The sequence below is a fragment of the Kitasatospora sp. NPDC050543 genome (genome assembly GCF_044457565.1).
GTDB lineage: Bacteria > Actinomycetota > Actinomycetes > Streptomycetales > Streptomycetaceae > Kitasatospora.
This window is the reverse complement of sequence record NZ_JBITGZ010000016.1, coordinates 6,919-20,915: the sequence shown is the minus strand read 5'-3', so window position 1 is coordinate 20,915 and position 13,997 is coordinate 6,919. Positions and strand designations below refer to the sequence as shown.

At 74.9% G+C, this 13,997-nt stretch carries 8 protein-coding genes; 1 reads left to right on the top strand and 7 read right to left on the bottom strand.

Annotation, left to right across the window (positions count from 1 at the left end):
- Window positions 1–4: 4 nt before the first annotated feature.
- Window positions 5–607 (bottom strand): dienelactone hydrolase family protein, encoded by a 603-nt coding sequence (locus ACIBH3_RS20470; protein ID WP_396313434.1) that lies wholly within the window; start codon window positions 605–607, stop codon window positions 5–7.
- Between the two features lie 243 nt (window positions 608–850).
- Between ACIBH3_RS20470 and ACIBH3_RS20465 the strand changes: the two genes are divergently transcribed.
- Window positions 851–2,527 carry an alkaline phosphatase D family protein gene (locus tag ACIBH3_RS20465; RefSeq protein WP_396313433.1) on the top strand — a complete coding sequence of 559 codons (1,677 nt, stop codon included), beginning with the start codon at window positions 851–853 and terminating at the stop codon, window positions 2,525–2,527.
- Window positions 2,528–2,630: 103 nt separating this feature from the next.
- Here the strand turns inward: ACIBH3_RS20465 and ACIBH3_RS20460 are convergent, their stop codons facing one another.
- The 6 genes from ACIBH3_RS20460 to ACIBH3_RS20435 form a co-directional block, all read right to left on the bottom strand.
- Complete coding sequence (locus tag ACIBH3_RS20460) at window positions 2,631–3,515, bottom strand: ABC transporter permease (RefSeq protein WP_396313432.1); 885 nt, start codon at window positions 3,513–3,515, stop codon at window positions 2,631–2,633.
- A 94-nt stretch (window positions 3,516–3,609) separates the two neighbouring features.
- A complete protein-coding gene (locus ACIBH3_RS20455) occupies window positions 3,610–6,411 on the bottom strand; it encodes an alpha/beta fold hydrolase (RefSeq protein WP_396313431.1) in 2,802 nt (933 codons plus the stop codon).
- 413 nt (window positions 6,412–6,824) lie between these two features.
- On the bottom strand, window positions 6,825–10,364 hold the full coding sequence (locus ACIBH3_RS20450; protein ID WP_396313430.1) for a hypothetical protein: 3,540 nt from the start codon (window positions 10,362–10,364) through the stop codon (window positions 6,825–6,827).
- A 3-nt stretch (window positions 10,365–10,367) separates the two neighbouring features.
- Window positions 10,368–11,093, bottom strand: coding sequence for a WXG100 family type VII secretion target (locus ACIBH3_RS20445; RefSeq protein ID WP_396313429.1), 726 nt, complete (start codon window positions 11,091–11,093; stop codon window positions 10,368–10,370).
- A gap of 117 nt (window positions 11,094–11,210) precedes the next feature.
- Entirely contained in the window at window positions 11,211–13,133 is a 1,923-nt protein-coding gene (locus ACIBH3_RS20440; protein WP_396313428.1) for a hypothetical protein, read from the bottom strand.
- 98 nt (window positions 13,134–13,231) lie between these two features.
- Entirely contained in the window at window positions 13,232–13,714 is a 483-nt protein-coding gene (locus tag ACIBH3_RS20435) for a hypothetical protein (RefSeq protein WP_396313427.1), read from the bottom strand.
- Between the last annotated feature and the right edge of the window lie 283 nt (window positions 13,715–13,997).

Below are 13,997 nucleotides of genomic sequence, written 5' to 3'. Positions count from 1 at the left end.
GCCGTCAGCCGTCCAGCTCGGCCAGGAAGTCCAGCGCGACGGCCCAGGTCCGCTCGGCGGCCTCGGCGTCGTGGTCCGGCAGGTCGGGGTCGGTGAAGACGTGACCCGCGCCGCGGTAGCGGTGGACCTCGACGTCGGCGCCGGCCTTGCGCATCCGCAGGTACCAGGCGTTCAGCCAGTCCTCCGGCTCGAACGGGTCGGGCTCGGCGACGTGCAGCTGGACGGGGATCCCGGTCGCGGCGTCGTCGCGGATGTCGGAGGTGCCGTGCAGGAGCAGCAGGCCCTTGGCGTGCTCGTCGGCCAGCGCGAGGTTCTGGGCGAGGGCGCCACCGAGCGAGAAGCCCGCGTACACCAGGCCGTCGGCGGGCGCGGTGGCGCCGGCGGCGGGGGTGAGCAGCGGCGCGACGGCGCTGATCGCGCGGCGCAGCAGCTCGTCCTGGGTGATCTCGTCCTTGTACGCCATGCCCTCCTCGACGGTGTCGAAGGTGCGCCCGTCGTACAGGTCGGGGGTGGTGACCTGGTGGCCGGCGGCGCGCAGCCGCTCGGCGGCGGCGTGGACGGCGGGGCGCAGGCCGTAGGCGGAGTGGAAGAGGACGATCTGGGCCACGACTGGCTTCCTTCGCGGACGGGGGCGGGACTGGGCAGGGCCGGGCTTCGGCCGGGGCGGGGCAGCCACCGGGCCTGCCCGGACCGGCCCGGGACGGCGCCGGTACCCCTCCATGATCCCGCATGGCCGCCGGGTGGCGCACCGCCCGCGCACCGGTGCCGACCCCCAAGACCCGATGAAGAGCGGACGAACAGTCAGTCCCGAGTATGGAACAGCGCATTACCGGCCGGTAGCCTATCCGCCGTGACCGACCCCATACTTGCCAAGACCACGCCGTCCCTCGAAGGCCGCCCGCACCGCCGCCAGGTGCTCAAGGCCACCGCGATCGCCGCCGGCGCCGCCGCCCTCCCGCTGGCCCTCAGCGACCGCGCCCTCGCCGACACCGGGCCCGCCGCCCCCGCCTTCCTGCACGGCGTCGCCTCCGGCGACCCGCTGCCCGACGGCATCGTGCTCTGGACCCGCCTCACCCCGACCCCCGACGCCGTACCCGGCTCCGGCCTCGGCCCGGACACCGAGGTCCGCTGGGAGCTCGCCACCGACCGCGCCTTCACCGCGGTGGCCGCCGCCGGCTCGGTCGTCGCCTCCGCCTCCGGCGACCACACCGTCAAGGTGGACGCCCGCGGCCTGAGAGCCGACACCACGTACTGGTACCGCTTCACCGCCGGCGGCGTCACCTCGCCCGTCGGCCGCACCCGCACCACCCCCGCGTACGACGCGGGGCTGGACCGGCTGCGCCTGGGCGTCGCCTCCTGCGCCAACTGGGAGGCGGGCTACTTCTCCGCGTACCGGCACCTGGCGGCGCGCGGCGACCTGGACGTGTTCCTGTTCCTCGGCGACTACATCTACGAGTACAAGAGCGGCGAGTTCTGCGCCGCCGGCAAGGTGGTGCGCGCGCACGAGCCGGCCCACGAGATCCTGAACCTCGCCGACTACCGTGCCAGGCACGGCCGTTACAAGACCGACCAGGACCTCCAGGGCCTGCACGCGATCATCCCGGTGATCGCGATCTGGGACGACCACGAGTTCGCCAACGACGCCTCCTCGGTCGGTGCCGAGAACCACACCCCGGGCACCGAGGGCGACTGGGCCGACCGCGTCGCCGCCGCCAAGAAGGCCTACTTCGAGTGGATGCCGGTCCGCCCCTCGATCGCCGGCACCACCTACCGCCGCCTGCGCTACGGCAAGCTGGCCGACATCAACCTGCTCGACCTGCGCTCGTTCCGCTCCGCGCAGGTCAAGGTCGGCGACGGCAGCGTCGACTCGGCCGACCGCACCATCACCGGCCGCGCCCAGCTGGACTGGCTGAAGGCCGGCCTCTCCGCCTCGGACACCACCTGGCGGCTGGTCGGCAACTCGGTGATGATCTCGCCGGTCGCCTTCTTCTCCCTCCCGGACTACCTGCTGCGCCCGCTGGCCAAGCTGCTCGGCCTGCCGGGCGAGGGCCTGGCCGTCAACACCGACCAGTGGGACGGCTACACCCACGACCGGCGCGAACTGCTCGGCCACCTCAAGTCGCAGGGCATCCGCAACACCGTCTTCCTGACCGGTGACATCCACTCCGCGTGGGCGAGCGACGTGCCCGAGGAGGCGGCCACCTACCCCGCCTCCGCCAGCGTGGCGACGGAGTTCGTGGTCACCTCGGTGACCTCGGACAACATCGACGACATCCTGCACGTCGCCCCGCACACCGTCTCGCTGCTGGCCACCGGCGCCCTCCAGGCCGCCAACCGGCACGTGAAGTGGATCGACCTGGACTCGCACGGCTACGGGGTCCTGGACGTCACCAAGGACGCGGTCCAGATGGACTACTACGTCCTCTCCGACCGCACCAGGAAGGACGCCACCACCAAGTGGGCCCGTTCCTACCGCACCCGCTCGGGCACCCAGTCCCTGGAGCGGGTCTACTCCCCGGTGAAGTGAACCGGGTGCGGTGACCCGGCCGCACCGACCCCGGTGCGGCGACCCCGCCGGGCCCGGGGTGCCCGTCCTCGGCCAGGACGCGCACCGCGGGCCCGGCCGCCCGTCAGGACACCACGTCCTTGCGGGCGAAGCCGCGGAACGCCAGCGCCAGCAGCACCACCGCGTACGAGAGCGACAGCGAGACGCCCTGGAGCATGCCGCCCCACTCCAACTGGGGCTGGAGGGCGTCCGCCCAGGCGTACTGCCAGTGCGCGGGGAGCCACTCGCGCAGGTCACCGAGCGCGGTGACGGCGTCCAGGACGCCGGTGATGATGGAGACGAACACCGCGCCGCCGACCGCACCGAGCGGCGCGTCGGTGGCCGTGGAGAGCCAGAACGCCAGTGCGGCGATGACGAGTTCGGCGAGGAAGACGAACGCCACCGCGATCGCGATCCGGGGCAGCGCCTCGGCGGCGGGCAGGCCGGCGCCCGCGGGCAACCTGAGGTCACCCCAGCCGTACGCCGCCGTGCCGACCACCAGCCCGATCGCCGGGAGCAGCAGGATGGCCGCGCCCGAGAAGGCCAGCCCGACAGCGAACTTGCGGGCCAGCAGCCGGGCCCGGGGCACCGGCGCCGCCAGCAGGTAGCGCAGCGAGGACCAGCTCGCCTCGGACGCCACCGTGTCGCCGCAGAACAGCGCGACCGGGATCACCAGCAGGAACCCGGTGCCCATGAACAGCATGGTGACGGCGAAGTTGGGGCCCGACGCGGTGGCCAGCTCGATGAAGGTGGTCCGGTCCGCGCGGCCGGGTGTCCCGCCGATCTTGAACGCCAGCAGGATGACGAACGGCAGCGCCGCCAGCACCCCGCCGATCACCATCGTCCGGCGCCTGCGCAGCTGGCGCATGGCCTCGATCCGCAGCGGCAGGGTCCGGCCCGGCCGGTACCCGGCGGCGTGGTCCGGGGCGGCGTGGTCCGGGGCGGCGCCGGGCGCTTCGGGGGTGCTCACGGGTGACCTCCGGTCGGGCTGCGGCGGGCGGCCGCTCGCGGATACGGGCGCACGTGCGCGGCCGCACACGGGCACGGGATCGGTGGCCCGGGCGTCATGCCGGGCCCCCGATCAGGGACAGGAAGGCGTCCTCCAGCCGGCGGTGCGGCCCGGCACGCTCCACGGGCACGCCGAGGCGCACCAGTTCGGCGATCAGCTGCCCGGCCGTCATCCCGTCCAGCCGGACCAGCACCCCGCCGTCCACGGCCTGCGCCGAGCCGACGCCCACCAGCGCGGCCGCCTTGTCGGCGGCCACCGCCAGCTCGTCCGGGCCGTACCCGGCGGGGGTGCCGACCAGCAGCAGGTCCCCCTCGCCGACGATCTCGTCGACGGCGCCCACGCTGACCAGCCGGCCGCGGTGCATCACCACCAGGTGGGTGCAGGACTGCTCGACCTCGGACAGCAGGTGGCTGGAGACGATGACGGTCCGTCCGGCGGCCGCGTAGCGGATCATCACCTCGCGCATCTCGCGGATCTGCGGCGGGTCGAGCCCGTTGGTCGGCTCGTCGAGGATCAGCAGGTCCGGCAGGCCGAGCATGGCCTGAGCGATGGCCAGGCGCTGGCGCATCCCCTGGGAGTACGTCCGCACGGCGCGGTCCAGCGCCTCGCCCAGGTCGGCGATGGCGAGCGCCTCCTCCAGGTGGGCGTCCTCGGTGGGGCGGCCGGTGGCCTGCCAGTACAGCCGCAGGTTGGCCCGGCCGGTCAGGTGCGGCAGGAAGCCGGCGCCCTCGACGAAGGAGCCGACCCGGGAGAGCACCGGCGCGCCGGGCCGTACCGCGTGGCCGAAGATCCGGATCTCGCCCTCGTCGGGCCGGATCAGGCCCATCAGCATCCGCAGCGTGGTGGTCTTGCCGGCGCCGTTGGGGCCGAGCAGCCCGAGCACCTGGCCTTGCTCCACCCGGAAGCCGAGGTCCCGGACGGCGTACCGGTCGGTGGCGCCCCGGTAGCGCTTGCTCAGGCCGGTGATCTGGAGCGGGACGCCGGCCAGCGCCGGGTCGGGGGCGCGGTGCTGCCTGCCGGACGCCGCCCCGCGCCGCACGCGCCCGCCGAGCAACAGCGCGGCGGCCACGGCGAGGGCGATCAGCGGCAGCAGCCAGGTCCGCGAGGGCAGCGGCGCGGCCTCGGTCACCAGGGCGTCGACCGTCGGCACGGTGAGCCCGCCCGCGACGGCCACCCGGTAGGTGGCCGGCTCGGCCGGGGACGCGTACGCGAGGTCGGTACTGGCCAGCACCAGGCGCAGCCGGTGCCCGGCGGCGAAGGTGTGGTCCACGGCCGGCAGCACGACCTCGACCGTCCGTCCGCCGGGCGCCTCGGCGCCGGTCACCCGCAGCGGGGCGACCAGCTGCTGCGGCAGGCTCTGCCTGCCGTCCGGGCCGAGGTCGTAGAGCTTGGCGAAGAGCACGGCCTCGGGCCGGTCGGCCCGGACCCGGACGGGCACGGAGGGCTGCCCGGTCAGGTGCAGGGCGGTGTCCAGCGGGGCGGAGTCGAAGGCCGCATTCTGGCCGGGGAAGTCCAGCGAGAGCCCGCCGCCGAGTGAGGCGGCCTGGGCGAGCGCGCCGACGCCGGGCACGGTGGAGATGTTCGGCGGGGCGCCACCGGGCGGGTTGGCGAAGCTCTGCTCGGCGCCGGAGAGCGCCACGCCCCGGGCGCCGGTGCCGGCCAGGCCCGGGTACATCTGTGCGGAGGCACCGCGCAGCACGGCCTGGAAGCCGGTGGAGTCGACGCCGCCGGTGCGGGTCACCCGGAACGCGGGGCCGGTGTCGTTGCCCGCGTCCCGCAGGTAGTGGTCGAACCAGCCGGTGACGCGGGCGTCGACCCGCGCGCTGGTGTCGGTGCCGCCGTCGTGGCCGCCCGCGAACCAGTCCATGCTCACCGGTGCGCCGTTCGCGGCGACGGCCCTGGCGATGGCGTCGCCCTGGTCGAGCGGGAAGAGCGAGTCCTGCTGGCCCTGGACGACCAGGGTCGGCGCCTTGAGCTGCCCGGCGACGGAGGAGGGGCTGGAGCGTTCCAGCAGCGCGACGGCGTCGGCGTCGGCGTGGCCCGCGGTGGCGACCCGGTCGTACATCGCGCAGAGTTCGTCGGTGAACCGCCCGCAGCCCACCGGGCCGTCCTGCGGCCGGTCGCCGCCCGTCGGCGCGCCGCTCGGCCTCGTCGGTTCGCCTGCCGGGCCGAGGGCGCCGGCCGAGCCGGTGGTGAAGAAGATGCCGGCCCAGAGCTTCTTGAACACCCCGTCCGCCGCCGTACCGCCCCGCACACCCTGTGGGAAGAGCGCGTCCGCCAGGTTCCACCAGGTGATCTGGCCGGCCACAACGTCGATCCGGTGGTCGTACGCCGAGCCGAGCAGCGCGATCGCACCGCCGTACGAGGCGCCGGTGATGCCGACCCTGGGGTCGTTCGGGCCGTCCAGGCGGACCTCGGGGCGCTGGGCGAGCCAGTCGACCAGGTGCCTGACGTCCTCGACCTCGCGGTCGGGCGCGTTGAGGCCGATCCTGCCGCCGGAGTGGCCGAAGCCGCGCGCGGACCAGGTGAGCACCGCGTACCCGGAGCGGGCCAGCTGCTCGGCCCGCTCCCGCTCGCCCTCCTTGCTGCCGCCGAAACCGTGCGCGAGCAGGATCGCGGGGCGCGGGCTCGATCCGGTGGTGAAGAAGGCGGTGTCGAGATCGATCCGCTGCTCGCTGCCCGGGGTCTCGGGCATCGACAGGAACCGGTTCTCCTCGCGGACCGGCTGCTCACCGCCGGTGGCGACCGCCGTCCAGGTGCCCGCCCCGGCGAGTACCGCCAGCGCGAGGACGGCCGCCGCCAGTCTTCGGGGCGTGGACGTTGCGCGCCAGCGGCGCCATGCTCCTGCGAGCTTCATGAACAGTGATCGTATGCGCCCGTCGAGTAGGCGCCCCATAAGGGCGCCCCCGGCAGGGGCCCGGCCCCGGCGCCCGCGCCGACACCGCCCCGCCTGACCGGCCTGCTGCTTGCCACCTGCCCGCTGGAGCAGATCCTGGGCCCCGCGGACGAGGAGTGCCGAGCCCGCCGGCCGACGGCGCCCGGCCTCGGCGGGTCTCGGCCCACGCTCGCCCGCGGGGGAGCCGAGCGGACGGGTCGGTCCCCGGCCGCGCCCGGGGGAGGGTGTACGCGGCCGGGGGCCGGAGCCCGGTCGCGCGCGGCGTGGGGACGCGCGCGACCGGGCGGTCAGGGGTGGAGAGAGGAATCGGTCAGCCGTCCGGCGTCGGGCGGGAGGTAGCGCTACCGGCCGACGCCGACCGGCGCCTGCCCCGGCTACACCCGGTGCAGGGAATGCTCGCCGTCGGGCGTGTTCTTCACCTCCAGCCCGGGAGCGTTCAGCAACTGGGAGAGTCCGGGTGCCGGCAGCTCGGAGTGAATCCTGTGCTCGAGGGGCGAGGTTATGACCTGGTTCGGGTTAGCCGGATCGGGCATGGTGGGGGCATCATGCAGGCCGACGTGCGCCCTGCCGACCAGCAGCACGAACTTCCCGTCGGACCCGGCCTGACCCAGTCCGACAGCGTCGGCCACGTAGGTGTTGAACCGCGCGGCACGGTCGTAGAGCGTCCAGGGTCCATCGCCCTCGCGGCGGGCGGGGTGCCCGTCGACCGCCCGGATTCCGACTCCTTCGGCCTTGGCGGCCTCGATCGTCGCCCGCAGGCCCTCGCCGTGCTTGGCCTCGTAGCGCGAGACCATCGCGTCCAGCAGCGGCGGCATCTCCGCCCCCACCGGAGTCCGCATATGGGTGTCCACGTGCGACTGGAAGGAGTCACCGCGCAGCGCTTCCAGGTAGACGGTGCTGACCCCCTCCTGCCGGAGGGCAGCCATGTTGTTCTTCAGGAAGTCGAAGCTCTGCGGTTCCCCGTGCTTCTCGCCCAGGACGATCCCCGGGTGGTCCCGAAGAATCCGGCGAGTGGCGGCGATGGCGTCCGGAGCGTCCCTCAGCACCGAGTCCACGTGGGCCACGGCCTCCTCGGACAGCCCTGCGGGCCTGCGCTGGGTGTTGGCCACCACCATGGAGTCGAGCAGGTCACGACGGGCGTCCTGGGCCGCCCAGTAGTCGGCCGTCCGGTAGTCCATGCGTGCCATCGCCTCGACCCGCTCCTGAGTCTTCGCAACCAGCTTCTCAGGGGCCCAGCGTGCAACGGGCTCGGCCGCCAGGTTCCTGATCTCGCCGAACGCCGACGGCGCGAGGTCGTTGAGCGTTGTCGGGTCGAGATGGGTCTTCAGCGTGTTCGTACGCTTGTTGAAATGCATCGCCGGGACGGGTACCAGCGTGTGGGTCTGCGGGTGCAGGTACTTGCCCCCGGAGCTCGGGTGCGGCAGGGAATATGTCAGGAGGTTCTTCATGCCCTCCGGCACAGCGGTCGGCTTCAGCAGCGTGCGCACCTTGTGAAGCGCCTTCTGCGTCGCGGACGACTGAAGCGGGAAGGCCAGCGCAGTCATCCCCGTCGGATGCTCGTGCAGGGAGCGGCCCGGCCTTGCCGCCTCGCCCCGACCGGGCGCCGGCTCGGTGCGGACCCCCGGAAGGCGCGCCGGCTCCGCGTGGACGGGGCCTGTACTGAACCCCTCCAGGGACTGCAGGGCATGAGTGCTCGGCCGGCCCGGCTGCGCGGTGGGATGTGCAGCCGCCGACGCCGACGCACTCGCGACGGGCGCGGTAGTACTGCCGGGCAGCACCGGCGTCGCGTGAATGTCCGGCATACCGCCCACCGGACGGCCCGCACCGGAGGACGAGCTCTCGGCCGGACTCGCGAGCCGGATCTCGTCGGCCCCGGACCCGACCGGGCGGACCGGCGCCTCCGGAGCGGCAAGTGCCGTGACCTCCGTCTGCGGCACATGCAGCGGCGGCACGTCGGCCACATGACGGGCCGACGGAGCAACCTCCGCCACCGGACGAATCGGGCCAGGCTCCGCCACCGGCACATGCAACTGCGGTACGTCGGCCACATGATGAACCGGCGGGGCAACCTCCGCCACCGGATGAACCGGCGCCGCCTCCGCCACCGGCATGTGCAACTGCGGCACGTCGGCCACATGATGAACCGGCGGCACACCTTCGGCAGTCGGGTGCACCGGCACGGCTTCCCCCTGCGGAACGTGCAACTGCGGCACATCGCCCCCGTGGTGGCCGCCACCGGCCGGGAGGGGAGTCTCGTGCGCCGCGATCGTCGGCGCGCTGACCGCAGCGGCCTCGTGGAGCGGCGGCAGCGAGGAGTGGTTCGCCACGGGCGCCGGAGAGCCCTCGTGCGACGGGCCCGGGCCGGCATGCTGCGCAGGCGTCCCCTCGGACACCGGCGCGTGCGATCCCGACGGCGTCGCCTCCGCCACCGGGGTGTGCGTGCCACCGTCGTGGCCAGGCGAGGCCCCGGCGTGCGCGGGGGGCGCGCCGTCCGCCGCAACCGCCGGAGCATGCGCGGGTGTGCTGCCCTCACCGCCGTGGCCCGCAGCCGCCGCCGGCGAGCCACTGCCCGTACCGCCGTGCTCCGACGTCGGAGCCGTCGGATGGGCCTGGGACGGGGCCTGGGACTGTGCGGCGCCCCCGCCGCCCGAGGCCGCGTGCTGCGCCGGATGACCCGCGCCGCCGGCCGGCTCCGCCGCCGACGCGTGCGCACCACCCGCAGCAGCGGGGCCCGTCCCCTCACCCGCCGCCGGGTGCTGACCGCCGCCCGCGGGCACGCCCTCGTGCGTACCGCCCGCAGGTGCGTTATGGGCCGCCGCCGCAGGAGCCTCCGCCCCGGCCGCGTGCTCGGACGCCGCAGGCATTGCACGGCTGCCACCGGTGCCCGCACCGCCCTCCGCCCCGGCCGCGCCGGCCGAGTTGCCCGAGGCCGCCGACGGCGACTGCTCCGGCCCGTGCGCCCCGGCGGCGATCTCCGGGCCTCCGGCACCCGGACTCCCGCCGTGCGGGACGTCCACCACCGGTGCCTTGAAGTGCTCGTTGACCGCGGCGCCCGCGGCGTGCAGACCGGCGGCGCTCGCTCCGCTGAGACCGGAGCCGAGCAGGCTGTGGCTGTCCACCGTCCCGGTGGTGACGGCCTGGGTGATGACGTCCGCGCCCACGCCGACCGCCGCGCCGGTAGCCATCTTGCCCGGGACGGTCCCCAGCGCCTTGCCGACGCCCAGCTTGGAACCGGCCGCGCCGATGCCCTTGCCCAGCAGGTTGCCGGAGGCGCCCGCCACGGCGCCGCCCGCCGCGTTCTGGCCGAGCTCCTTCAGGTCGAGGCCCTTGCGGTGCCCCTCCAGGACCTGGATGCTCTGCGCGAGCAGGTTGATGGCCGCCATCTGGACGGCCTGCTTGGCGGCGAACTTCATCGCCTCCATGGCCAGCTTCTTCAGGATCTGCTGGACGACCGTCCGGCTGATGCCGACCATGACCGGGATCTGGGCCAGCGACAGGCCCGCGGTGAACGGCGCCTCCACCTCGGCGGTGGCGATCTCGACCGCGAGAATGCCCAGCTGGGCGATGATCTGGATCTTCGCCGTCTCGGCGGAGTTGGCCATCGACTCCAGCATGTCGCCCATGCCCTCGCAGGCCTTGGCCAGGCCGGGGAGGACGCCCGGCTCGGCCTCGCCCTTGCCGACGGTGAACTTGTCCCAGTACCGGGACAGTCCGGTGGCCGCCACGCCGACCTGGCCGACCAACGCGCGCTTGACGGCGGCGTCGGCCGACTCCTCGACGTCCTTGAGGGTCTGGGCCATGGTGCGCCAGTGCTCGGCCATGCTCCGCAGGTTGTCCTCGTCGGCCTCGGGCCAACGCGTACCGGCCAGCAGCAGCAGGACCCACTGGAGGGACTCGGGAAGCTCGGTAGCCATCGGTCAGCGCCTCCCGCCGGTGTGCACGATCGGGCCGACGTGGGGGGCGGGCAGGGTCGGTGCCACCGGTACGGGCGCCTGCGGCAGCGCGTCCGCCGCCGGGAGCGGGTTCATGGGACGGTACGTGTCGAGCTCCTCCTTGCGGCCCTTGAGGGTCCCCACGACGCGCCGCTCGGTGGTCTCGTAGTTCTCCGCCATCAGCTTCAGACCGTCCGCCACCCGGCGCAGCGCGGCCGGGAGGCCCTTGAGGCCCTTGAGCGTGCCGGCGCTGTACGCGAGGTAGCCCTTCCCGCCCTCGGCGAACTGGTGCCCCGCGTGATCGTTGCCCCAGGGGTGGGTGGCGTTCATGCTGGTCAGGAAGCTGTCAAGGGCGAGGTACGCGGTGGAGACCCGGTCCGAGGCGGCGAGCATCGGGGAGACGGCCGCCCGGTACTGCTCGGGGGTGACCTCGAAGCCCGTCCCGGCGTTGGCCTTCGCACTCGCGGCCTCGGCAGCGGCCGCAGCCTGGGCCGCAGCCTGGGCCGCAGGGGTGGCCGCACCCCTCGCCGTCCCGCCGACCACCGCCGTCGCCATCCCGGGCCCCGGCGGACCCGCAACCTCGGTCAACGTCGCCATCCCGGGCCCCGGTCCCCCACCGACCACCGCCGTCGCCGTGTCCAGCCCCCGCGGCTGGACCGGCGTCCCCGTCCGGCCGAACTCATGCACCTTCGTACGGAATTGATCTTCCATGACTCGACTTTCCCTACCGACTTGAGCCGCGGACCGGTCGGACGACCGGCGGGCGGGAATTGCGCGGGTGGCGGCCTACGGCCGACGGCGCCCGTTACCTGTTCTCCGTACGGCCGATCACGACCGGGGCGCGTCCCCCGCCGCCGGTGCCGGCCTCGACCCCGCTCCTGGCGCCGGGGCCGGCAGCGGCTTGTCCAGCTCGCCGGAGGCCGCCAGCTTCGCCAGTGCCGCCCGCAGGGTGGGGCTCGGCACCTGGTAGCCGCCCTCCTCCCGGATCGGGGCCCGCTGACCTGACTCCGCCGCACCGCCGGGCGCCTTCGCCGAGGCCGCAGCGCCCACGCCCGGTTCGGGCTCGCCGCGACCACGGCCGGCCGAGGCCTGGAGCTGGGCCAGGTAGGCGGCCTCCGCCGACCGCTCACCACCTCCCGGCCCGCCCCCCGACGCCCCCGAGGACCCAGCCGCCCCAGCCGCCCCCGCCGCCCCCGCCGCCCCCGCCGCCTGGGGACCGAGCACCACACTCGTCAGCTGGGTGAGCAGGTCACTGCCCGCCGCGGGCGGCCGCTCCTCCTGCGCCGCCGCAGGCGCGGCATCGGCCGTCCAGTGCCGCCCGCCGGCCGCGTCGGCACGGGCCTCGTCCAGCCAGCGCCGGCGCGCCCGCTGCGCCTCGCGGTCGCCGGCGGGTGCCTGCGCCGCCAGGCCCTGGACGCCCGCGTCGGTGAGGATCTCGTCCTCGTCCTCGGGGACTTCCTGGCCGAATCGGTTGGAGCGGGCCGAGCCGCGCCCGCCTGCGCGCTTGCCCTTGCCGTGCGAACCGCCCATGCCGGCCGGCCCGTGTCCGCCGCCGGGCATGCCGCCCATGCCGCTACGGCCGGCCGCGCCCGCACCGATGCCCGGCCCGGCCTTCGCGCCCGTCCCCGTCCCCGCGCCGGCGGCCATGCTCTGCCGGGTCGAGCCGGCACCGGCCGCCTGCCCCACCGTCCCGGCCCGGGCCGCCGCGCCCGCGGCCCCGGCGAGCGCGGACGCGCCGGACGCACCACCGAACGCCCCGGACCCGCTGAACGACGGCACACCCGCCCGGGCCCGGCCCCCGCCAAGCCCACCGGACCCTCCGACGCCGTGCGCCCCGCCGCCCGCCCTGGCCGCAACTGCTCCCGGAGTGCCCGCGGCCGACACCCCGACGCCGGGCGCCTCACCGACACCTCCGGCGGTCGGCCCCGGCACTCCCGAGCCCGGCCCCACACCGCCGGCGGCACCGGAGAAGCCCGCCAGGTTCAGCCCGGGCGGAGCGCCGGTGCCCGGCCGGCAGGCAGCAGCCCCGGGCACCTCCGCCGAGGCGAACTCGGACCGCAACGTGCCGGGCCCACCCAGCCCGGCGAGCACGGGCCGGGCCGCGACGGCCGAGGCCCCGCCCGCGGCGCCGTCAACCGGGCTGTCCTCGCCGGCGGCGGCCGTCGCCGAGTAGGCCGTGCCCACCCCGCCGAGCAGGCAGACCTTGCCGGCACCCGTCATACGCTCGACCTGGCCCGCACTCTGACGAAGCATCGAATCGACATCGGCGCCGACCTGTCCGGCGTACTCCTTGCAGGAGTCGGCGGTCTTCCGCACGCCCTCGGACCGGGCCGCGACCTCGGGCAGGGCGCCGGGCAGGCCGGCGTCCAGGTACTCCTTGGTGGAGCTGAGCTGCTGCACCATCGCCGTCTTCGCCTGGGTGACGGTCTCCGCCGCTCCCCGCAGGCACCGGGCCATGGTCAGTCCGGCCTCCAGCGTGGTGACGGCGTGGGCGTCGTCGCGGCCGGCGTACTTCTCCAGGTACTGCTGGAAGTTGTCGGCGGCCGCCCCGGACATGTGGGCCATCGCCTGCTGCGCGCTCGCCACGATGCTCCGCACCCGGGGGTCGGCCGCGGTGTTCCACGCCTCCCAGGCCGCGGCGAGTTCGGCGAGTCGGGCCTCGTCGGCGTCCGGGAAGGCGATGCCCGATCCGTTGGGGCTGCTCTGGACGGTCTTGAGCACCTCGGCCAGGTCGGCGGGCAGCTCGATCATGACTGGTCACTTTCTGGGGTGAACCGGGACATCCGGCCATGGAGAGACAGAGGAGGGTACGGGCAGGCGAAGGCCGTGCCGATCGGCACCGAACCGGGCTAGACCGCCGGATTCCCGGACACGGGCCGCGCGGGCTGCGCGAGCGGCAGAGCCTGAACACCTGGGACCCGCCCGTCCGGGACTTGCCCACCCGGAACCTCGCCCCCCGGAGACTGCCCGCCGGACTCCCCGAGGATGCCCAGCAGCTCGGCGGCATGGCCGTCGTCGGCCTCGCGGTAGTGACGGCACATCAGCAGCAGATTGTCCGCCATCGCGGCGGAGTTCCGGAGGTAGCGGCGGATGCCCTCGACGGCCTGCTGCTGGTGCTCGACCAGACCGCCGGCCCCGGACCCGCCGCCCAGCAGGGCGGCGCCCACCGGATCGGTGCCGTACGCGGATCGGGAGACCCCCTGCACCGCGGCCTCGACCTCGGCCGTGTGCGGTTCGAGTTCCGCGACCAGGCTCCGGATCTTCCTCGCGGCCGCCTCGACCTCCTGGAGGTCGATCCTGAACTCCCCGCTGCCCATCTGACTCACGCTCACCAACCTGGCTGGACCGGCTACCCCACCGACGCTGGTGGCTGACGCTCCCTCATCCAGGTAATGGATCCATAAGCAGGTTGTAAGTGTCGCGGCGGCCGAAGAGCGATCCCACCCGAGAGTGCGGCCGGCCCGGCGCGACCCTACCCGGCCCCACCCCCCGGCACACATCGGAGCGGGGGGGGGGGGGGGGGGGGGGGGGGCCCGCCGCGGGGCCGGGCGGGGGGGGGGGCGGGGCGGGCCCCCCCCCCCCACCCCACCCCGGCGCCTGCGCGCCCACGGGACG